This is a genomic window from Microcoleus sp. CAWBG58 (genome assembly GCF_020883045.1).
GTDB lineage: Bacteria > Cyanobacteriota > Cyanobacteriia > Cyanobacteriales > Microcoleaceae > Microcoleus.
In genome coordinates, this window is record NZ_JAHRFA010000100.1 from 1 (window position 1) to 23,407 (window position 23,407).

The window sequence follows — 23,407 nt, forward strand, 5'->3', positions numbered from 1 at the left end:
TTGTCTTGCTGTTGAGTCAGGAATACCCTTAATCTAGCGCCCATATATTGACTTACCTCAGCAGATATATTCTCTTTGTTTACTTATCTTAACATAGTTCGGTTTTTTTGCGCCGACCTACTTATAAGTGAGTTTTCCTGCAAGCGATTTTTTTAGTTTTCACAAGGGCTATCTGCGGGTCAAGCTATGTCAATATCAGAAAGTAATGTCGATCGCATAGATCGCAAGCAGCCCTTTCTCTAACAAACTCGATTTATCTTCTCAGTCAAAAGACTGGAAGAATCACGTATCTGTAATTATGTTTAATTGTGTTGCTCCAATTAATCTAGAGGATGTATAGCCTTTCTCAAAAATATGAGGTATAACTGACAGCTTATATAACCACTTAAGCCAAGAGAGTCCAATCCCAACAACGTCCGCAAATAGGGGAACTAGATCCGCTATAGCTTCTAGACTTATTGCTAATTAAAATCAACTAATTTATGGCTTTTAATTCTTATTGAATACTGCCAATATCTAAAATTACTTCAATGTAATACTTTTACTGTCGGAGCATCTCAATGAATGAAAAAAAGCAATTTCTTTACAGTCCGAGCTTAAGAGTTCGCGAGTATTCGATAGCTCGCGAGCGGGGACAGCACTATAAAATCAAAACTGAGATGCTCTCTTTACTGCTACAGTCTGCTTATTATTCATCTTCTTAATAAGAATGATGTCACTATAACTCATTAAGAAGTGTTGAAGAAAACTAGCTGGTTGACAAGTTTGGCTTTAAATCTTGCTCGCAACTAGCTTTTAACTATTATTTTCAATAAACGCCATGAATGTAAAACCGTGCCAGCCTCTGAAACTGGGTTAAATTTTCGCAATTCTTGCAGTTAGGAATGAGAATTAAATAACTTATAATTTGATGGTTCTTGTGGGATGGGCCTTTATAGAACCCATTTGACATCTTTTGTAAAATCCTTACAGGGAAACCATTCTAGCCTAAATCTAGGATTCTGCTGATTCTGCTGAAACCTAGTTCTGGTAATCAGTCTGGAATAGATCTCAAATGGGTTCTATAGCCCCTCCTTTCTGGACTGGTTCTTCTGGCCGATCCCACTTTCAAGAGTGTAAATTATTTAATTTGCGCTCCTTAGTTCGATCGCTGCTACGGGTACTATTAGTTCTAAATCGCAACAAACTTCCCTGCAATCGGTGTTGCAACCGGAAATTACGCGCGTGCCAAGCTATCCCGTAGGGAATCGGCGAAACCCTGACTCGCCAGTCTCCTGATGCGATCGTCCGCTGGAATGGTCGGACATGGCGTGAAAAATATCACTTGTCGAAAAAAATGTATCTGAAACGATATAATTTTTGACATTCCCAACCTAAAAAATTGAGAGGAAACAATCAAATTTTTGCAGTCAGTTTTGATGACACCAGATATCTCCGCAACGCAGCAGCAAAGAAATGACCGCATAATTGTCTTGGCCCTGGTTGGTCTGACGCTGCTGGGAATGGCATTCCGGCTCTATTTGGCGTGGCGCACCAACCAAACTCTCCCCGATACTCCCGCCCGTCTCACAGGCGATGAACCGGGCTATGAGGGTTTGGCATACTGGTTGCTGAAGGGTCATTTTTTTGAGTGGGCGGGCCGCACACCAGTTTATCCATTTTTCATAGCTGGATGTTATACATTTTTTGGTCGTTCTCCTGCATCTGTAGTCTACGTACAAGCTTTTTTGGGGGCGACAATCATACCCCTAACTTTTATCCTGGCACGGCGTTTTACTGGCCCTCAAAGTTCCTTAGTCGCGGCTGGATTAATTGCGCTACATCCCTCCCTGATTCTTCATGTCAGGCTGCTGCAAACAGAGGTTTTATACGCGCCTTTAATGATTTTAACAATACTGGGTTTGCTGCGAGCATTGGAACAGCCACAGTGGCAAAATTTTTCATTAGCAGGTGCGCTGTTAGCAATTACGAATCTTTGTCGGCCGACAGCAATGTTGCTTCCACTAATCGTGCCACTATTGATGCCGCGACAATGGTCTTTTAAGCGCAAGATTGCTTTATTTGTTGCTTATGTGGGTGCAATTATCATTATTACTACACCTTGGACTTATCACAATTATCGAACTCACAAGACTTTTTTGATTTACAGTGTTTCTACGGCCCTACTGTGGCAAGGAAGCCCAGAGTTTTATCATTTTGCCTACGAACAACTGCCAAAACGCCATATCACTCAAATTTGGCAGAAAGAACTCAATCCGGCTCGGAATGGCGGACACGATGTTTTTACTATTGAGGGCGATCGCTATTTTACCAAACGGGCGATCGCTTCAATCCTCCGCGATCCTGGTGTGTATCTCTGGTATTGTTTGCAAAAGGCAGTTTATTTGTGGTTGGGAAACCCTATAAATGACTGGCCCTATCGCGCTATGTTTAATGTAGAGGCAATGCGGCCCTTCTTTTCGCCGCAACGGATTGTCGGCATTTTAGTGTCGCGAATTTTACCTGTATTTGCGGCTTTGGGCATGATAGTTTTGCGACATCGCTGGCGGGAGTTTTTGCCACTGCTGGCAGTCTGCGGCTATTTTACTTTGATTCATGCGCTCACTTATGCAGAAGTTCGCCACAGCGAGCCACTGCACCCGATTTTGGCGATCGTAATTGCGGCGGCGGCCGGGCAGATTCAGCGTCGGTTGAAGTTAATTAATCAGTAGGTCTTAGGCAGTTAGTCCTTAGTTATTAACCCAGTGTTATCAAAAACTCTAATTCGGAATTTCACCCTCGCCCTTTTAATTGCCATCGGCCTAGAGTTGTTGGGCCCAACAACAACTTTTGCTCAAAACATCGCAACAATTAAATTCTCCGGTACTGCTGCGGGTGTCAGCACTCGCTACATCGGTGCAGTCGAGGGCAACATTAACTTTGATCTCAAAGATTTGCAAGATTTGGGAATTAATACATACCGCATTTACGGCGGGATGTCTCGATGGGAACCGGAAGACGATGACGGTAAATACGGCTGGCCGGAAATCTCCCAAATTAAGGCAAATCCAAATATTATTAATTGGGCGCATTGGGATAAAATTATGACCGATCCGCCCCGGGGTAGCGATTATTCGTGGTCGGGAGAACGTGGTAAAGTTTGGGAAGGCAATGCTAGGACTATTTTTAATGCTCTCAAACAGGCTAAGATTCGCCCGGTTGTGAGTATTCGTAATGTTGATGGTGACTGGAATCCGTCTTGGGCGCTGCAACTGAATCCGCCCCGCACAAAAGAAGATTGGAACGAGTGGTGGGAACACGTGTTTGCTACGGTTTATTGGTTGAATGTACGCAACGATTACCGCGTTGATGATTGGGAAATTCACAACGAACCGGACTACCGCATACAGGGTTGGGGTGGAACTATGGCTGACTATTTTGAGTTGGTGAAAGTGACCAAAGATGCGATCGACTTTGTGTACAAAAATTATTTGCCCGATCGCGCTTACCGCATCCACAGCCCGACAAGCGTAGGTGGTAGCAATTGGCCGGCTGAGGCTTTGCGAGAAATTCCTAATTATTTCGATACTGTCAACTTCCACAATTACGATGCAGATATTTCTAACTACACCCGCAAAGTCCGCGGCTGGATGAAGGGGACAGTCCGTGCTAACTCAGAGGTTTGGGTGGGAGAATGGGGAAGTTATCAAATTAGCTATAACGATTTCCCTTTAGCTTTAAGTTTGATTAAAAATTTGATCCGAGGTTCCCAACCGGGGGATAATTATATTTACGGGAGTCACATATTCTGTTTGTACGACTGGGGAAAGCCGGCACTGGCGGAAGGTTTGCTGGGGGACGGGGGAAAACGGCGCGCGAGCTACTATGCTTTGCGGATGGGAATTCGGGCTTTACAAGGCGGTAGGGCTAGCTTTTTTCCGATCGCTAATAGTTCCGATTTAATGGCAGTTGCAACTCTCGATTCTAGTAAGAATGTTTACTTGCTGGCTGTCAACGATCGAGCAAAATCTTATACTGTTCGTGCCGATATTTCAGCTTTAATCGAAGCTGGTAATGGGACGGTGCGGGAGTTTAGTTTGAGGTCAATGGATGAGGTTGTTGGCAGCTTGACCCTGAAGGGTGGTAAGGCGACTTTTTTGGTGCCGGGGAACAGTGCTATTCTCATCAAGTTCGTTAGCGCAGCCCTCGAAGAGGATCGCCCGAATTGAATGTCAAATTCTCGGAGTTCAGAATTGGGATAAGATAGAATTAGTTACGATCGCAATTATTTATTTTGTGCCCTCGAACCCTCGAGCCCTTAATTAGACAGTTGAAATATCTAAATCGTGTTGTGATTCCCCTCCTGTCGCTGGTAAATTGGTAGCGTGTAACTATCTTGCCTCAAACAGAATCCGATCGAGAATTCCCTTGAGCGCGAGAAGGTAGCCGAAGTCTAGACATCGCAGAAATTCTAGCTCGTAAACCCGCAGCAGTTAGGTGACGTGAGGAATTGCCTGCCAGTCTTTGTGTCCTCCCTCTGCTAGATAACATTGGTTCTGACTTTCAGCACCTATAAATTGTCAAGATTTGGCACGGAATTAATTTTTAATGCCAAGATGCTGATAGTAGGGGTGATTTTAATCTTACAGAAACTTTGATCGCGCACAGGTAACCTCGCGCGCAAAGCCTCTCAATCAACCTGCTGCTTGCGACGATCGGGTTTTTTAAACAAATATCACTTTTATGCCCGCTGATGTTTATTCCCTCTCTCAGTCAGGTAATTAACCGCCATCCCCTCACCGTCACCCCTGGGACGCCCGTAGAAGAGGCGATCGAGCTGATGAGCAGCACAGGAGCCAGTTACGTCCTTGTGGTAGAACCGCGCGGAAATTTTCAACTGGGAAATCCCACCAACGGGACTTCCCCGCAGTCGCGGGAACAGTTAGGTTTCTACAAAGGCCTACCGCGCGCGCTACACGCAGGTGCTAACAGGCTCAGTCTCAACGGCCTCAACGGCTCAAAAGCCGACGATACCGGTGGCCAGATGGTGCTGGGGATTTTTACAGCGCGGGATGTCGTACAGCTAAATTCGATCGGCGCTGCTTTGAGGGGATTTGCGATCGAGCAAATCATGATCAGAACCGTCACTGTAGCCCGAGAATCGGAAATTCCCGACTTTTTTGCCTTAGCCAATCTGCTAGACAAACACCTGATCGGGCATTTACCAGTCGTTAGCGACACAGAAGAACTTGTCGGTTTAATTAGCTCTCAAAGCTTGGTAGAACTGTTGCAGGAAATTGGGGAATCGCCACAACCAATTAGCAGCCCTTTGCCACCTGCTTCGCCCTTGCCATTTCCTCCGCCACTGCCAATTTTACATCCGAAATTAGAGATCCCCGCAAATTTAATTAAACTCGATCAAATCCCTCAAATCGCAGCCTCGCGAATTATTCACGCTCCGGCTACTGCTTCAGTTCGCTATTTGGCGCAACTGATGTTCCGACACAATGTTAGCTATGTATTAATCACTGAAACCCCGGAACCAAACTCGAATGGTGCAGCTCAAAATGCCAAATTTACAAATCCCAACCTCCACAAACTGGTTGGGGTGGTAAGTTCGCGGGACATCGTGCAGTTGCAAGCCACGGGGAGAGACTCTAGCAGAATTAAAGCAGGAGCGATTTGCAGCAGTTCGCCAGCCCTGGTACGATCGCACTCTACCCTCGAAGCAGCCATCGCCCTGCTGCGAAAACACTACTGCCAGTTACCTCTATTAGTCATCAACGACAGCAATCACCCGATCGGGATTGTCAATCCTCAAACTATCCTGTTACAAGCACTGGACTCAAAATCTCTGCATTCAGGCTTGCTCGCTTTGCAGCGCCAGCTAGAATCTAGCAACGCGCAGTACAAAAAACTCTTGGCCCAAATACAAATTCCGGCAGCCAATCCCTACCCAGATGCAGAAATTGCTCAAAACATTAGCGTCGCGCAGCCCCCAAATCTCCCCGCTACCGTCAACAATCAGGGGATTTGGGATTGGAATCTCGAAACAGATGAATTTTTTTATTCGGCGCGATGGCAAGAAATGCTCGGCTACAAAGAAGGGGAAATCTCGAATCGGCGATCGGAATGGTGGAGTCGCATTCACCGAGACGACATTGACGGAGTAAAGGCAGCTTTAGAAGATCACTTCGCACAAAAAACAGCGGATTTTGCAGCAGAATATCGAATGTACTGCAAAGACGGCACCACTGTCTGGGTGCTGAATCGAGGTCAAGTTTTACGCAGCGCTACCGGCAAACCGCTGCGGGTAGTCGGAACTCATACAGATATTACTCCAAACCAGCAGTTAGAACTCAAACACTCCGATGGCGTCGAGGAATTCCAAGTATTTGATGCTTTGAAAGCAACAGTAATTTTCCAGATGGATGCGGCGGGGATTTGGACATTTCTCAACCGCGCTTGGACTGAAATTACAGGTTTTTCGGTGGCTGAAAGTTTGACAACTAATTTTTTAGATTGGGTGCATCCAGATGAGCGCCCGCATTGTGCAAAGTTATTGGAGTCTTTACTGTCTGGTAATTCGGAATTTTATCGGCGAGAACTGCGATTTAAATACAAGTTAGAATCTGGCAAAAACGAATTGGGAATTCAGATTGATTCAGGCTTTGTTTCAGTTGAAATATTTGCCCAAGTACGGCTGAATTCCCAAGGTGAAATACTGGGAATTTTAGGGACTTTGCACGATGTCTGCAACCGCGTTGAAGGAGTTGAGGAACTGCGGGAAAGCGAGCGGGCAATTCGATCGCTCTACGAGGTAATGGTAGGCTCGTCCGGCTCTTTTGACGAGCGAACGGCCCGGTTGCTGGCAATGGGTTGCAGTCAGTTTGGGATGGATATCGGGCTGTTGGGCAGGGTTTTGGGCGATCGCTACGAAGTGCTCGCGGCCTACGTACCGCAAGATTTTCCCTTCGGATTTGCGAAAGGAGACGGTTTTTCTTTAAGCAGAACCTTCGAGCGAGAGGTTTTGCGATCGATCGAACCTATTTCGATCGAATCAGCCGGCACTACTCAGTGGAAGCAGCATCCCGCTTACGCCGTGCGGAGGTTGGAGGCTTTTGTCGGCACCAGGGTAATAGTCCAAGGGCGAGTTTTTGGCACCTTGAGCTTTACTTCCCGCACCCCTAAATCTCCTTTAAAACCGCTGAATTTTGAAATTTTAAAGCTGATGGGCAATTACATCGGCGCAGAAATTGCCAGGGAAGAGCGAGAGCGAACTTTGCAGCGACAGTACCAGCGCGTCTTGCTGCTCAAACAAATTACTCAAAAAGTGCGATCGACCTTAGACACTCAAGAAATTTTTCAGACTACCGCCACCCAAATCGGCCGCGTATTCGGCGTCAATCGCTGCACAATTCACACCTATCTTTCCCAACCTTATCCCCACCTTCCTTGCGTCGCAGAATACCTAGAACCAGGTCACGAATCGGCCTTGGATTTAGAACTTTCTGTCACTTACAACCCCTATACCGAAAAACTACTCGCAGAAGATATAGCCCTGGCATCTCCCGACGTGTTTGCCGATCCTTTGCTCGAATCTTCCGTACCAATGTGCCGCCGCATCGGATTAAAATCTATGTTGGCAGTTCGCACTTCCTATCAAGGAGAACCGAATGGAATTATTACTTTGCACCAGTGCGATGCAACTCGCCAGTGGACTCCCGACGAAATTGAATTGTTAGAAGATGTTGCCGCTCAAGTCGGAATTACCTTAGCTCAAGCACTACTCTTAGAAACGGAAGTTCAGCGCCAGCGACAGTTGGCAGAGCAAAATGAAGCTTTGGAGCAAGCGCGAGAAGCGGCCGAAGTAGCTAACAGAGCTAAGAGCGAATTTTTAGCAACTATGAGTCACGAAATCCGCACTCCGATGAATGCGGTAATCGGGATGACGGGTTTGCTGCTGGATATGCAACTAACTCCAGAACAGCGGGATTTTGTCGAGACAATTCGCACCAGTGGCGATGCTTTGCTAACTATTATTAACGATATCCTCGACTTTTCTAAGATTGAATCGGGTAAAATGGATTTGGAACGCAGCCCCTTCGATCTGCAAAACTGTATAGAAGAATCTCTGGAATTGCTAGCTCCTAGAGCGTCGGAAAAAGGTTTAGAGTTGGCTTATTTTATTGATGATTCTGTACCAAAAAATATTTTAGGAGATGTCACAAGGCTGCGCCAAATCTTAGTAAATCTGCTGGGAAATGCAGTTAAATTTACCGAGTCTGGAGAAATTGTTGTCTGCTGTACGGCTCGGGAAATTGAACAATTACCTGCTAATAGTTCGCCGGAAATCAGCAATATTCTAGCGCCGCAACCGCTAACAATTAACCAGGGAAAGTTGGCAGCTAGGAGACTGTACGAGATTCAATTTGGTGTCCAAGATACGGGCATTGGCATTCCGCCAGACAGGATCGATCGCCTGTTTAAAGCTTTTTCGCAGGTAGACGCCTCGACAACGCGACATTACGGCGGGACTGGGTTGGGATTGGCTATCAGCCAACGTTTGAGCGATATGATGGGCGGTAAAACGTGGGTTGTCAGCCAGGTTGCTCCGGGCACTTCTAAGTCTCACCCTGCTGTTTCTGCGATCGGACAAAGTACGGCAGGAACCCCACCTGCGGGATTTTCTGCACCGTCGATATCGGGTTCCGGTTCGATTTTTTATTTCACGGTGATTGCTGAAGCTAATCAAAACGCGGCTGAAGAAAAAAAACCGGAATTTACTGTTGGGAAGCGTTTGTTAATTGCCGAGAATCATGCCATTAACCGGCAAGTTTTGATCCGGCAAGCTGAGGCTTGGGGCATGATACCCGTGGCTGTAACTTCAGGCGCTGAGGCTTTGGAAATCATCAAAGGAAACTCGGCGATCGATTTGGCTATTTTGGCGATGAATCTACCAGATATGGACGGCGTGTCTTTGGCTGTAGAGATTCGGAAATTTGAGCTGAGCAATTTATCTAGTGGCGACGCGTTAAATCCGAATGTCATCAAAGTTAAAAGTCCTCGCAAAGTTACGCTACCTTTGGTGCTGTTTACTTATTTGAGCAAGGCAGAAGTTTGGAAAAAACTTGAAACTACAGAAGTACATTTTTCGGCGTTTTTAACTAAGCCTCTAAAACAGTCCCAGTTTTATAATGTATTGCTGCAAGTTTTTGGATATGTTGCCGGTAGAAGCAGCAAGGGAGAACTTTCAAATGTGGCGACTTTGACTTCGGGATTGAAGTATTTTGAAAATTCTCAAGAACAGCACCGCGTGCAGCGGACTCCTGCGGTTTTAAGGCAGGTTCCGAGCAATTCTGCCCCACACGATCCAAGTAATTCCAGTCAGATTCGGATTTTGTTGGCAGAAGACAATGTGGTGAATCAAAAAGTCGCTACCCATTTGCTCGACAGGATAGGATATCGGGCGGATATTGCCGCTAATGGCTTGGAGGTTTTGGAGGCCTTGAAGCGACAATCTTACGATGTTGTGCTGATGGACGTGCAGATGCCGGAGATGGACGGTTTGGAAACGACGCGCCGCATATGTGGGGAATGGCCAGCCCACAAGAAGCCGAGAATTATTGCGATGACGGCTAATGCCATGCAGGGCGATCGCGAAAAGTGTCTGGAAGCGGGTATGGACGATTATATTACTAAGCCGGTGCGCCGGGAAGAGTTGGCCCTCGCCCTCAGCAAGTGCCAACCTCTGCGTCGGGATGAATTGAATGCCGTTACTGAGCCAAAAAATCCAGATATTTCCGATCAAAATGGCAGTCATGTTACTAAACATTCGATCGTTCAACCGCCAGCAAATTCTCCGATTAATTTTGAGGTTTTGCACAATCTCCGCGAGCTAGACGATGATGACGATCCAGATTTTTTGGGGGAGTTGATTAAGATATATTTGTTAGATGCACAGCAGCATTTAGAAACAATTAAGGAAGCTATTTTTCTGGGAGATGCTGACAGTTTGAAGCTGGCTTCTCACACGCTCAAGTCAAGCAGCGCCAATTTAGGAGCAGTGTCTTTTTCGGAAGTATGCAAAGAGTTGGAGTTGATGGGCCGCGTGGCGGTTGAGTCTGGAGGGGAACAGATTTTTGATGCGAGGGCGGCGCGCGATCGCCTGTTGGAAGCCGAAGCCGAGTGGGAAAAGGTGCGATCGGCTTTTGAGACGGAATTGAAAACGGGGAATTTGCGATCGCAAATGGGCTAATTTGTTGGTTGTTACTTGTTATTTGTTGGTTATTATTTGTTATTTGTCAGTTTCAATAACCAATAACCAATTCCCAATTCCCAATAACCAATGCCCAATGCCCAATGCCCCATGCCCCATGCCCCATGCCCCAATCCCCAATCCCCACATTTAACTTTCACCTAAATAAGCTTTGCGAACAGTTTCATTTGACTGCAAATCGCTAGCACTACCAGCGACTACAACCTCACCAGTTTGGATCACATAGCCGCGGTGGGCTACACTCAAAGCCATGCGAGCGTTTTGTTCCACCAATAAAATAGTAGTTCCGCCCGCATTAATATCGCGGACGATCGCAAAAATTTGACTGACTAACATCGGCGCCAAGCCCATACTCGGCTCATCCAACAATAACAAACGGGGGCGCGACATCAAAGCGCGGCCGATCGACAGCATTTGCTGCTCACCCCCACTGAGAGTGCCCCCTTTTTGACTGATTCTTTCTCGCAAACGGGGAAATAAATTTAAAGCTTTTTCCATATCCGACTTGATACCGAGAGTATCGTTGCGTAGATAAGCACCCATTTCCAGGTTTTCTTGCACCGTCATGCGCGGAAAAATCAACCTTCCTTCCGGGCTTTGAGAAATGCCCAAACGGACGATCGCCTCTGTAGACAGCGATTCCAAAGGCTTACCCTCAAATAATACAGTGCCGCTGCGCGGGCGCAGCAATCCTTGAATCGTGCGGAGAGTGGTAGTTTTCCCCGCCCCGTTGCTACCAATTAAAGTCACAACTTCTCCCTGCGAGACAGTTAGCGATACTCCTTTGAGAGCGTGGATATTTCCGTAGTAGGTATGTATGTCTTTGATTTCTAGCATAATTAGTCTTTCTGCTTTGTCCTTTGTTATATTATCCCGACTCATTATAAATTTTTATTGCATTTATTGAAAATTAACTTTTTTTATAGTAGACAGCATTTTTACTTAAATAAATACCCAGCGAGCGATCGAATACCATACAGTTTTAGAAATTGGGTAGTGGTGCAGAAGTAAGAATTTTCCGGCGATCGATCCTTATGCAGAGGGGATTGCATCGAATTGCATCATTGAAGAAAACAGGACTACCAGAAGTTTTTGTCGCCAACTTTACAGAACTTTTAATCAAACAAACGATTTCTTGACAGTAACTTTACAACCATGTCTAAGTAAAGAGATAGTATGAATACGTAAGGGAAATCAACAGCTAGTAATTACGAAGATAACAACCCATAAAATTTGGCAAATTTAAGGAGATTCACCATGAAATTCAATCACAGCACCGGAGCAATCGCATTTTTATTAGTAACTCCTTTAGTAACCGGTTTGACAGTAGGTATAGCGCCCAGCAATGCTGCCACAATAGCAGGTTCTGCGGCCGAAGTAAGCATTGACACATTCAGTCAAAGACCGACAGATACAAGTAGATCTACTAATACTAATACCTTGGCGATAACTAACAAAGGTGTTGTGATTAGCGAAGCCAACGCTGAGGCAGTATTTATCTCTAACTGTCACGAATTGCTCGCAGCAAATCTCTCGAAGAGTCAAGTCACAGGTAGCGGCAGCAACTATGCAGGTTTAGCCGAAAGCCAAGCAACAGTTATCGGCGACTTCGAGATAGATGCCCAAGAAACTTTTTCCTTCAATTTCCAGACAGTTTTAAATGTTTTGACATCAGTTGACAACAGCCAATCCGAACGCGCCCGAGCCAGTGGAAATATATTTTTCGGGTTGATTAACACTGTTAGTAACATTCTCTTAGACTCCTTTGAACTTGTCAGCTTTTTAGACTCTTCTGGGGGAAGTTATTTTAATTTGTCCGCCAGCAACAACTTTCATCCCACAAAAGTCAATTTTAATTTTATGGAGGAAGGAAGTAGAGCAGAAAGCCTCCTCTATACTTCTGGGGTGTATTCGCGGACATTCGACAGCGCCACTAACTTAAGATTAGTAGAAGTTAAGAACAATATCGCAGAAGCAGAGGCAGAACCACAAGCCGTTCCCGAACCGAGCACTGTATTGGGTGCTGCAATATTTTTAGGCTTGTTTGCTAGAGCACGAAAACTCAAGAATAAATTATCTGAAGTTCAATAAAAAGTTTAGGGAAAACCCCCGAAGATCAATCCGTAGGATACGCAGTGTACACCTCACTAGACAAGATTGCAAAAGTCCTTTTAATCAAATTTTGGGACGGGCTAGAAGCCCATCCCACAATTTTTTTCTTGTGGGATGGGCTTCTAGCCCGTCCTAATTATTGTTGCAATTGAGTTCTAACTATTATCCAATGGCATCTTCTTCTTTTCCCAAATATGCCTCAATCACGCGAGGATTTGCGCGAACTTCTGCCGGAGTTCCCTCAGCAATTTTAGTACCGTACTCCATTACACTCACGCGATCGCTAATTCCCATCACCACTTTCATATCGTGTTCGATCAGCAAAATACTCAAATCCAACTCATCCCGAATCCGGTAAATAAAGCGAGTCAAATCGGCCGTTTCATTCGGATTCATTCCCGCAGTCGGTTCATCCAAAAGCAAAACTTTTGGATCAGATGCCAAAGCCCTCGCAATTTCCAATCTGCGCTGGTCGCCGTAGGAAAGGTTTTTTGCCAACTCCGGCGCTTTCTTCACGCCCAAACCGACAAAATCTAGCATAGTCAGCGCTTTTATTTTAGCTTCCCGTTCCTCCGAATTCACAGTCGGAGGGCGGAGGATTGCGCCCAACAAACCAGCTTTTAAACGGCAGTGTCTGCCTACTAAAATATTATCCAACACGGTCATGTTGTTAAACAATCGAATATTTTGGAAAGTTCTAGCAATGCCGAAGGTTGTGAGGCGATCGGGTGCTAAACCGGTGATATTTTTATTTTCCAGTACCAACTGGCCCGCACTCGGCTTGTAGATGCCCGTAAGCATATTAAAGAATGTGGTTTTCCCAGCACCGTTGGGGCCGATCAAACTGGCGATCGAGCCTTTTTCCAAAGTTAAGCTGACTTGATTTACCGCAGTCAAGCCGCCGAATCGCATTGTAAGTTGCTGTGCTTCTAATAGTGACATTTTGTTTGGGTTTCCTAATATTAGTTAAGCTGTTAGAAAGTTGCCTTGAGTTTTAGGACAAAAACAGTGGAAAATTAAATGAGAGACAGTTCAGCTAAGGTTTAATATCTTTCCAGCGTCTAGCTTCAATGTGGTGCTGTTGTAGCAATCGGTTAAAGTCTTCGGTATCAGTTGTTGCAATAATTACGTCTATTCCTATTCTCTTAATAATGACGGCTTGAGCGGCTATGATTAAGTCTGCATCGTAGGGTACATAAGAATTATTGTGTGCAAAAGCCCATAGCTCAGCCGCTTCTTGCATTACGTTGCCCTCTTCGCAAGTAACTGGAAAATATGCAACTCCTTTTTTTGTGATTAGCTCATCTAACCTTTGAATAGCTTTAAGAGCTTTTTGTTTCTCTTCGGATCCAGATTTGCGATCGCGGATTCGTCTGATATGCTCGCGCCTTGCTTCATAGTTTACGATTTCGGATATAGCTATAGAATATTCTTTATTTATTAGCGTCTCTAACCATTCCTTGCATTCAATTGCTTCTAGAATCGATTCTTTAACTTCGCTTTCAGCGTTTTGAGCCAACCTAGTTTTGCTTTGGTCAACAAGGGGATGTATGAGTTTTCCGACGACACCCGTATCTAAAAAAATTAACGTACTCATGAATTAGGTTGCTAGTTGTCTGATAGCTTTTCAAGCTCGTTAATATCCTCTTCACGCCAGGAACGCAGAGTTTTAAGGAGTTCTTCTTTCTCATCTGTTTTTAGTGCATTGTTGGCTTCTTCATAGAGTGATTTATACGAAATTTTTTTGCGATCGTGCCTATCAATTTCCCACAAAATTGCTTTGGCTGCATTTCTTATGCCTAGAGCTTGACTGGTGATTTCATCTGCTGGTCTTTTCTTGGCATAATCTTCAAATGTTTTATCGCTGATTACTGTCTGAGCTAGAGCTTTGACTAATTCGCGACCTCTTTGCGTAAAGAAGCTGAGATAATTTTCTGCAATATCTAATAAATCGATGAGTCCTGTGTAAAATAATCCTAGTTGTTTTACTTCGTTGTCTTCAACAGATGCAGCAAGCGTACAAACTTTGGAAGATATCATTTTTCTAGATATTTTAGCCCAAAGTTGTACATTTTCTATGCCATCAACAGCTTCCTTCGGGGCAAAGTCTTTGTACTTTGTCTTAAATGCTTCGACTCTAAGTTCAAGTTCTTCTAAGCTTTTAAATCTCTCCGCAGGATTGCTTTCTGATTCAATATGGAGATAAAGGTCGTAGATTGACAGCAGTTCTCTAATACCTTCCTCTGGTGCCAGAGCATCTTGAGATTGGAATGCTTTTTCTAAGGATTGTTGTATCGCTGCAAATTGTTCTCCCACTCCCTTAATTTCTTCGGTGTCATTGCTTTGGTCAATGATTTGTTTTGTCGCTAAAGTCATAGCTTTAAATAATTGGAGCGATGCCACCTTGACCCTACGATATAGAGGATGGCTAATCCTGCTGACGTGACGGTCAAGCTTGTTAATTCCTATTTTAGCCTGCCTGAGACACATTGGCAAATACTTTGGGAGGCATTCGGGTACAGCAAAGTGCGATCGCCTGCGCTCTGCGGTGCGCCAGCCGCCAATTGTGTCAGTTGAGTTAAATCTCGGGACTGACGCACCCTACTGAATTTTCTAACGTACAAATAAAGTAGAATTTTAATAGATTAGATTCTAGGGAACGGTGAGGGCGGTATTGTTGGTGCAACTCCGCAGTTGAAAAGTTGTCAATAATTTTGAGTTGGAGCTCTTGGGCCAAAGTTTCAATATTTTCAAAGCCAGTAATCCACGGCGCATACATACTTTCGTATTTATCGATGTAATCATTGATATCTTGGTAGCCCGTGGTTCTCGCAATCACCTTTTCCGACATATAATCAAAGGACAACTTGAAAGATTTAACATTGTCGCGAATTTGTTCTAATACAAATATGACATCTTTCTTGGCAAGTAAGGTAGTGTTACCTTCCCACAAAAAGTATGTAGCTTGCTCAAAATCAAAATCATTCTGTTTCAGCAAAGCGATTAAATCATCTTGCACGTAATCGCCGGGAATGTAGCGGACATTGGCTGTAACTTTGTTAGCTTTGAGAGTTGAGGCTTTTAATTCAAGTGTGGCGCGATCGTCTATTTCCCAATAAGCCACTGATTCTCCATTCATTCTAGCAGCGCGAGTATCCAAACCCGATCCTAAAATCACGACTTGCTTGCAGCCTGCTAAAATTTGATTTGACAACACATCGTCAAAATATTTAGTACGCAACTTAATCATTTCTTTAGCCGCCGGAGAGTTTTTGGCAATTTCGCCTGCAATTCTTTTGGTTTCCTCATTCAGCCAAATTTTTACTACATTATCTGTGTAAAGAGGCGAAGTTTCTTCATTTTCTTCTGCTCTAAATTCGGCGACAACAAAAGCAGTTCCTGTGACATTCTTACTCATTGCTCATTTTCCCCATTACTATTGATTTCTGGCATCTGCTAAAGTCTCATTACTAACCTCACCGAATAGCCTGGGTTTGAAGCCCTTACTCATAAAGGCAGATTGTGATAAGAACGGAGTTTAAATCTCGGTTCTCATCACTTCGCTGTCAACTGTCAACTGTCAACTGTTTAACATCATCATGCAATTCTGCTTGATGAATTTTATCGGGAATCAGCCCTTCCGGCCGCACGATCATCATCACAACTAAAGTTAAACCGAAGAGAAATAAACGCATTTGAATCGGGTCTAAACTGGTGGCGAGAAAGTCTGCTAACTGCGGAATTGCTATTCTCGGCAACACAAAAGTATTCATAAAACCTTTGAGGACTTGGGCGAGTTGGGGTAGATAAAGCCGATCGGCAGACATGATAATGATACCGCCCAAAATCACGCCTGTCATGTTGCCCAAACCGCCTAAAATCACCATGCACAGGATGATGACGGAGACTGAGAAATCGAAGACGCTGGGAAAAATGGCGCTGATATAGGCGGCGTAAAACGCGCCTGCAAACCCCGAAAATGTCGCTCCCATTGCAAAAGCCGAAAGTTTGGTTTTGACGAGGTTAATGCCCATCGCACTCGCCGCTAATTCATCTTCGCGCATGGCATTCCATGCCCTTCCCAAACGGGAATCTTGCAGCCGCGAAATCATGAAATATGCGAAGACAACTAGCAGCAAAATTAGGTAGTACCAGGGAAAGTAGTTACCGGTGCTGAATGTGCCGACGATCGGGAGAGATGGACGCCCGATCGGGTTTATGCCCGCTTCGCCGCCGGTGAGGTTGAAAGGTCGATCGCACCCAACGAGACATAACACCAATTCCGGCTTACCCAACAGCGAAGCCACAATCTTCGAGACTGGTTCGTCGATGCGAATTGCGGTTAAATTCCTAAATACCACCGGGATAATTTCGCCAAAGCCGAGGGTGACGATCGCCAAATAATCGCCCTTGAGTCGTAGTGTGGGAATACCCAGGATGACGCCCGATAGGCCAGCTACAGCAGCGGCGATCGGCAAAACCACCCAAAAATTCCAAGCAATGTTTATCTGTCCCGAAGATAGCAAAGCCGTGGTGTAAGCGCCGATCGCAAAAAACGCCGCATATCCCAAATCCAACAAGCCCGCAAAACCCACAGTAATATTCAAACCCAGCGCCAACATAATAAAGATTTGAATCTGTACTACCGTAGCAATCCAGCCGGTTTTAGCCTCAAGATCGATAAACGGAAACAGAATTAAGATAAAAGCTAATGTTACCAGAGTCGCCTGTCGCTGGCGTTCTCCCTGCAAACCCTGCAAAGCGCCCATTAACGTAGCTGTCAAAATTGCGATCGTCAAACTGCAAATTCCGTGCAGTAAAGTAGTCGGCAAATCCACCGCAGACTGACCCGAAAAAGGTCTAACTAAAACCCCTTCGATCGCGCTAGCAACTAACAGCCAAACTCCTAATCCCAATCCGGATAAACTGCCAATTGTCGCACCCATTTTCGGGTTGTTAACCTTCTGTTCCTGACCAGCCATAAAGCCCGCCGCCGTACCCATCAGCCAGCCGATGACGGTGCCGCTCCAACCGCCGAATAGGAGGACTGTCAAAGAGGCGATCGCGCCTAATATACCGCTCGATTTAATTGCTTGGATTATTTTATTAGTCATTAGTTATTAGTCATTAGTCATTAGTCAGTAGGGGCGGTGCCCCCGTGCCCGCCTTCTTAGTCGTAGGGTGCGTCGCCACCAAGAATCCCTCAAAAAAATAGTCGTAGGGTGCGTCGCCACCAAGAATCCCTCAAAAAAATAGACAATCTCGGAGCGACGCACCTTACCATTAGTCAACTGTCAACTGTCAATTGTCAACTGTCAACTGCTATATACTAGAACTGTCACCGCAACACACTTCAAACGGGCGATCGCGATATGGTACAAGCTCCTCAAAAAACTATCACCCTCGACGAGTTTTTGCAACTGCCAGAAACCAAACCCGCTAGCGAATACATCAACGGTGCGATCGTCCAAAAACCGATGCCGCAAGGAAAACACAGCACAATTCAAGGTAAACTCGTCACAGTCGCCAACGACATCGCAGAAAAACAGCAAATTGCCCTAGCCTTACTAGAACTTCGCTGCACCTTTGGCGGATGTTCTATTGTTCCCGATATTGCGGTTTTTGCTTGGAATCGCATTCCCCTAGACATTGACGGTGAAATTGCCAATACATTTAATGTTCATCCAGACTGGACGATCGAAATTTTGTCCCCAGGCCAAAGCCAAACCAAACTTACCAACAATATTTTGCACTGTTTGAACGCCGGTTGTCAGATGGGGTGGTCGATCGATCCCGATGAAAAAAACATTTTAGCTTATCCCGCAAAGCAGCAGCCGATTTCATTGCAAGAACCGACAGATATACTGCCACTTCCCGAATTTATGCCGGAAATGCAGTTGACTTTAGGCGAAGTTTTTGGCTGGTTGAAACCAGGGAATATTTAATGGGGCTACTGTATTGCACTCAATTGAGAAGTGCTATGTTACACATACAAATAAACCTTTAGTTGTATCGATCGACACATTAAGTATTTTTCAGTAACATAAATTAGCACGACCGCGAACTATTTTTGATGTTTAATATAACTTGAGCTTTTGCTACACAGGTGAACGACACCTAGCTTGCCTGTTCTTCTCACATAATTTTCCGGCCTAGTATGCACAATAATCCACGAATTATCCACTTAACCGAGGTTTCGGCGACCGATTTCCCCACTTCGGACAACTACAGGTACAAGTGCCGCGTGCAGATGCTCTCCGATGAGGGACAACCTTTGTTGCAAAAGGATTCCTTTAGCCGCAAGCAACCAAGCTGGTTATTGGATCTGAAAAACAACGGAGACTGCACGATCGCGATTACCCTATGCTACCGGGAAGGAGATATTACTCTGCCCTGGCAGGATGCCGCAACCGTCACATTGGCGACGCAGGATTACCTCAATGGTGAAACCAGCGCCGAGTTAGAATTTCCCATCGCCAACTGGAATCTAGCACCTCAGTTGAAGTTGAAAACTCGCCTTACCCAAAGTACCAGTCAGGCAAGTAGCAGCACGCTGACGCTGTTGGGACATTCGGGAAATCGTCGCCTCCACGCGCAAGCAAGTCAGAGCAACGGCCAAAGTGAATTCGAGATGCCCGAAGCGCTTCCCCTCACACCCCAAGAGGAAGTAATTGTCAAAGACGTTTGGAACAAGCTGCGGGCTTGGAAAGAATTGCAAATGGAAAAGTTCTTGAAGCGCCTCTTGCTGGAGGCTCCAGAACTAGAGTACATCTTTGGAGATGCCCTGGATACCGTAAGCGACTACTTTTTTGAGTTATTTGACTGTTGCGTACATCAGCTTCAGCCTGATACCCAAAACGTGATTTCGGAACCTCTGATGGGGGTGCCGGCAGAAAAAGGTGATAGCTTCGATAATGTTGAGGATTATGGAGCGCTGTTTGCCGATATGGGGATGCGTCCCCATCACTGGCTGAAGGCCCGGCAGGTGTGGATGTGGATGTTGCCGTCGATTCCTTACCTAGAAGAGTACGATCGCGAAAATCTAGCAACAGGAACTCACTCCGCTGTTTACCGCTTTTTCAACATTGATGTGATTGTCCCAATGGTAGAGGCGATGCGTCGCTACGAAGAGGCAATGCTCCCAGATGTCAAGCAACGCATGGCCGAATCCTTAACCATGCTCAGACAGAATACGCAGCAAATTGGAGAGGCCTTTTTTCAAACCCTATTTGAAAAATACCCGTTCATGCTGCCTATCTTTGGACGGACAAACATGGATTATCTGTCCTTGAACCTGTTTGAGGTATTGGAATTTTTGGTTCACTGCTTCCAGGGCGGCAGTAGAGACGAACTAATTCAAAATCTCCGCGTGTATATCTTTAATGAGATTGACACAGACGGGACTGGAACAATCTCTATTGAGGAACTCATCGATTACTCGCGCAAGTCGGGGCTATCGATCGCCATCAACGAGTTGAACGATCTGTTTGCTCGCGTAGATGTCGATGGTAGTGGCGAGATTGACTTTGACGAATTTGAAGAGTTGATAGTCCAGCAGTTAGGAACCCAGGTGAGTATTGATGATATACCCTCCTGCGCCTATGCTGGTATGGTACAGGTATTGGTGCTCATACTTGAGAAGTATGTGCCAGACTTCACCCCTGAGTTAAGGCACGCATGGCAGACGTTGTTCGATCGCGTTATTAACGTGATGAAGTTGCCCAAGCTCAATGAGGAGCGATTGCTCAAAAAAGCAAAGCAGTATTTGGAGCAGATTGCCACCGAGCAAGAATGGGAACCGGAAGATCGGGCGCGGCGTTGGGTAGAAATCCAAGAGGAAGTGAAAGCTACAGGGACTTACACCCAAACCTACGAAGAATTGGCCTATGGAGCACAGTTGTCGTGGCGCAATGCTTCCAAGTGTATTGCTCGAATTCAGTGGAATAATATGGTGGTGCGCGATCGCCGCCATGTCACCAACCCCGACGAGATGTTTCGCGAGTTAGAAGAACACCTGCGATACGCCACAAATGGGGGGAATATTCAAATTACGATGACCGTCTTCCGTCCCAAACAGCCGAAGGAACGCTGGGGGCCGCGCGTCTGGAATTCCCAATTGATTCGCTATGCCGCTTACGAGCAACCGGACGGGAGTATTATGGGCGATCGCGCCAACTTCGAGCTCACCACAGCCATCTTAAAACTCGGCTGGCAACCACCGGAACCACGCACACCCTACGACATCCTCCCCCTAGTCATTGAAGTCCCAGGCATGGAACCCAAATTCTATGAGTTTCATCAAGACGATGTACTGGAAGTGGACATTGAGCATCCCACAATTCCAGAGTTCAAGTCCCTTGGCTTTCGGTGGTATGCCATCCCAGCCATCAGCAACTTCCGCATGGACATCGGCGGGATTACCTACACCTGCCTCCCTTTCAATGGCTGGTACATGGGTACCGAAATTATGCGGGATTTCTTGGAAGATTGGCGCTACGACAAAACAGAGGAAATCGCCAAAGTTCTCAAGCTGGATACCAGTTCTGAGCAAACCTTGTGGCGCGATCGCGTGGCATTAGAACTCAACATCGCTATCCTATACTCGTTCCAAAAATCTAAGGTGACGATGGTCGATCACCAGTCTGCCTCTAAACAATTCATGGCTCACGACTTGCGCGAAAAGAAAGCAGGGCGCGAGTGTCCGGCAGATTGGGGTTGGGTCGTACCATCCTATGGAGGGAGTACCTGCCCAGTCTGGCATCACCAGATGCGCGACTTTTACCTAGACCCTGCCTATCATTATGGAGCCGATCGATGGACAGTGGAAGACGGCATTGACCTGGAACAATTCATCACCAATACCGACTCAGACGACAACAAGCAAGACCGCATCCTCATTCTCTATGCTTCGGAGACGGGGACTGCCGAAGGCTTTGCGCGGAAAGCCTCCCGTCAACTCCAGCGTTACAAAGCGAAAGTGATGGCCCTCGATGAATACAATACCGAAACCCTTGCCTCTGAAAAGCTCCTCCTAATCGTCACATCCACCTTCGGTAATGGCGAAATACCCGGAAACGGTCAAAAATTCCTTCAGTGGTTGAAGAAACAACCTCCGGGTTCTCTCAGTGGCTTGAACTATTCCATCCTCGGCATAGGCAGCACCGTTTACGAACAATTCTGCGCTGCTGCAATTTCGGTAGATAAAACACTCGCAAAGGCAGGGGCTAACTGCATTGTGCCGTTGCATAAAGGGGATGAAATTAAGGGACAGGCAGACACCTTCAAACAGTGGCTGGGACTCATCTCCCGCGTTTTAGGTGAGGATGTCACCGCCGCCGATGCCACAACCGCATCCGCCCCAAAACTCAACGTTACCTTCTTAAATGAGGCAGAAGCAGGAACCGTTGCCCCTCTGGCCGTGAGTGGAGATAAAGCCATCGAAGTTCCTGTCGTAGCAAATCGAGAACTGCTCCAAGAGGTGATTCCTGGGAGTCGTTCTACTCGTTATATCATGTTCGATATTTCCAATCGCGATTTGCAATACGAAACCGGCGATCACGTTGCTGTTTATCCTTGCAATCCACCGGAATTAGTACAGCGATTGTGCGATCGCCTTGGTGTCACCCCTAATACCTATTTCACAGCTAGTTACGTCACACCAGATGGCACTCAAATAGACGACCAACCCCCCATAGCCGTCCCAACAACCGTAGGTCAGGTTCTCTCCGAAGAACTCGATCTAGCCTTGCGGGAACCGTTCAACGAACTGCTTGGCTACCTGTACTCCGCAGCCCAAAATCCCCAGGAAAAACATCGCCTGGAAACCTGGCTGGAGATTCTCCGGCAGGTAGACGACAATCGCGACAGCGTTTTGCTCAAGAAAACGATCGCGGACAACTTCATGAGTGTTCTCGATCTCTTTGATGAGTTTCCCTCAGCAGAAATTACCCTCGCCGCCCTACTAGAGTTGCTGCCGAAGCAAAAGCCGCGCCTCTACTCGATTTCCTCCTCTCCCTTGCTCCATCCCCAACACCTACAAATCACCGTTGGAGTCCTGCAAATCAAAACCGACGCAGGCAAAGTCCGTCAAGGACTCTGTTCCAACTACCTAGCTGGACTCGAACCCGGAGCAAAGGTTCGCATTGGTGTCCGTACTTCTAGCTTCCGTCCGCCTAGCGAACTCGATGCACCGATGCTGATGGTGGGACCTGGTACGGGAGTCTCTCCGCTGATTGCTTTCCTTCAGTACCGAGATGCCTTGTTGCAGCAAGGACAACCCTTGGGCGATGCTACCCTATACTTTGGCTGTCGCAATCACAGTGACTTCCTCTATCAGGAGCAGATGCAGACGTGGCAGAATCAAGGTGTACTTTCGGGTCTGGAAGTGGCATTTTCCCGTCTTGGCGACCAAAAGCTGTACGTGCAGAACCTCATGCAGAAAAACTCCCAGGATGTCTGGAAGCTGCTGAGTCATCCTAAGTGTCACTACTACGTTTGTGGGGATGCGAAGATGGCGGATGATGTGTTTGAAGTGATGCTCTCTATTGCCAAAACCGAAGGCGGTTTATCTCACATCGAAGCCGCCGTGTTCTTCGACAATATGAAGCAAGAAAAGCGTTTCACCAGCGATGTTTGGGGCGTGCAGTTGAACTTCAAACAAGCTATCAAACAGGTGCAAAAAGATAACTACTCTAAAGCCGAAGGATGGCTAATTCGCGTGCAGCAGTCAAGTGACAGCGAAGCACCAGTCACGGAATTGGCGCAACCGCTAACTGTCTAACATTTGGGACTGCAACCATTAGCAAAAGGAGCTGGAAGCGAGAAGACTTCCAGCTCCTTAATTTTTTTTTAAATTAATTTATGCGATGAAAAAGTGTCGCTAAATAAAATATCACCACTAGCTTTTAGCGCAATACGGTTTACTTAAGGGTTGGGAGGCTTTAAAATATTAAAAACACGAGGATTCACTTTTATTCCAGTACCTCTGTGTTTAACTTTTTTGGATTTAAATTTTGAAACTGGTTTTTTGACAACTCT

At 46.0% G+C, this 23,407-nt stretch carries 13 protein-coding genes; 6 read left to right on the plus strand and 7 right to left on the minus strand.

Annotated elements, in window-relative coordinates; translation table 11 throughout:
• Positions 1–1,418: 1,418 nt before the first annotated feature.
• From QZ918_RS28930 to QZ918_RS28940, 3 genes are all read left to right on the plus strand, one after another.
• Positions 1,419–2,711 (plus strand): ArnT family glycosyltransferase, encoded by a 1,293-nt coding sequence (locus tag QZ918_RS28930; protein WP_293341477.1) that lies wholly within the window; start codon positions 1,419–1,421, stop codon positions 2,709–2,711.
• A gap of 33 nt (positions 2,712–2,744) precedes the next feature.
• Entirely contained in the window at positions 2,745–4,208 is a 1,464-nt protein-coding gene (locus QZ918_RS28935; protein WP_293341479.1) for a hypothetical protein, read from the plus strand.
• Positions 4,209–4,732: 524 nt separating this feature from the next.
• Positions 4,733–10,237: a response regulator gene (locus QZ918_RS28940; RefSeq protein WP_293341482.1), complete on the plus strand. Its 5,505-nt coding sequence runs from the start codon at positions 4,733–4,735 to the stop codon at positions 10,235–10,237.
• Positions 10,238–10,269: 32 nt separating this feature from the next.
• Here the strand turns inward: QZ918_RS28940 and QZ918_RS28945 are convergent, their stop codons facing one another.
• Both QZ918_RS28945 and QZ918_RS28950 read right to left on the minus strand, forming a co-directional pair.
• Positions 10,270–10,398, minus strand: coding sequence for a hypothetical protein (locus QZ918_RS28945; RefSeq protein ID WP_293341485.1), 129 nt, complete (start codon positions 10,396–10,398; stop codon positions 10,270–10,272).
• The gene (locus QZ918_RS28950) at positions 10,388–11,095 is read right to left on the minus strand and encodes an ABC transporter ATP-binding protein (RefSeq protein ID WP_293153262.1); all 708 of its coding nucleotides are present in this window, start codon (positions 11,093–11,095) and stop codon (positions 10,388–10,390) included. The genes QZ918_RS28945 and QZ918_RS28950 overlap by 11 nt, the downstream gene beginning before the upstream one ends.
• Before the next feature lie 420 nt (positions 11,096–11,515).
• Here QZ918_RS28950 and QZ918_RS28955 point away from each other — a divergent pair, with 420 nt between their 5' ends.
• On the plus strand, positions 11,516–12,349 hold the full coding sequence (locus tag QZ918_RS28955) for a PEP-CTERM sorting domain-containing protein (protein ID WP_293153260.1): 834 nt from the start codon (positions 11,516–11,518) through the stop codon (positions 12,347–12,349).
• Positions 12,350–12,532: 183 nt separating this feature from the next.
• On the opposite strand, the gene QZ918_RS28960 is transcribed toward QZ918_RS28955, so the two are convergent.
• The 5 genes from QZ918_RS28960 to QZ918_RS28980 form a co-directional block, all read right to left on the minus strand.
• The gene (locus QZ918_RS28960) at positions 12,533–13,312 is read right to left on the minus strand and encodes an ABC transporter ATP-binding protein (RefSeq protein WP_293153258.1); all 780 of its coding nucleotides are present in this window, start codon (positions 13,310–13,312) and stop codon (positions 12,533–12,535) included.
• Between the two features lie 94 nt (positions 13,313–13,406).
• Positions 13,407–13,967, minus strand: a complete 561-nt coding sequence (locus tag QZ918_RS28965) for a hypothetical protein (RefSeq protein WP_293341488.1) — start codon at positions 13,965–13,967, stop codon at positions 13,407–13,409.
• 11 nt (positions 13,968–13,978) lie between these two features.
• Positions 13,979–14,746: a hypothetical protein gene (locus QZ918_RS28970; RefSeq protein WP_293341491.1), complete on the minus strand. Its 768-nt coding sequence runs from the start codon at positions 14,744–14,746 to the stop codon at positions 13,979–13,981.
• Positions 14,747–14,948: 202 nt separating this feature from the next.
• Positions 14,949–15,788, minus strand: a complete 840-nt coding sequence (locus tag QZ918_RS28975; protein WP_293341494.1) for a class I SAM-dependent methyltransferase — start codon at positions 15,786–15,788, stop codon at positions 14,949–14,951.
• A gap of 148 nt (positions 15,789–15,936) precedes the next feature.
• On the minus strand, positions 15,937–17,484 hold the full coding sequence (locus tag QZ918_RS28980; RefSeq protein ID WP_293341496.1) for a branched-chain amino acid ABC transporter permease: 1,548 nt from the start codon (positions 17,482–17,484) through the stop codon (positions 15,937–15,939).
• A 258-nt stretch (positions 17,485–17,742) separates the two neighbouring features.
• On the opposite strand from QZ918_RS28980, the gene QZ918_RS28985 reads away from it, so the two are divergent.
• Positions 17,743–18,315, plus strand: a complete 573-nt coding sequence (locus QZ918_RS28985) for a Uma2 family endonuclease (RefSeq protein WP_293341499.1) — start codon at positions 17,743–17,745, stop codon at positions 18,313–18,315.
• 212 nt (positions 18,316–18,527) lie between these two features.
• On the plus strand, positions 18,528–23,150 hold the full coding sequence (locus QZ918_RS28990; protein ID WP_293341502.1) for a nitric oxide synthase oxygenase: 4,623 nt from the start codon (positions 18,528–18,530) through the stop codon (positions 23,148–23,150).
• The last annotated feature ends 257 nt before the right edge of the window (positions 23,151–23,407 follow it).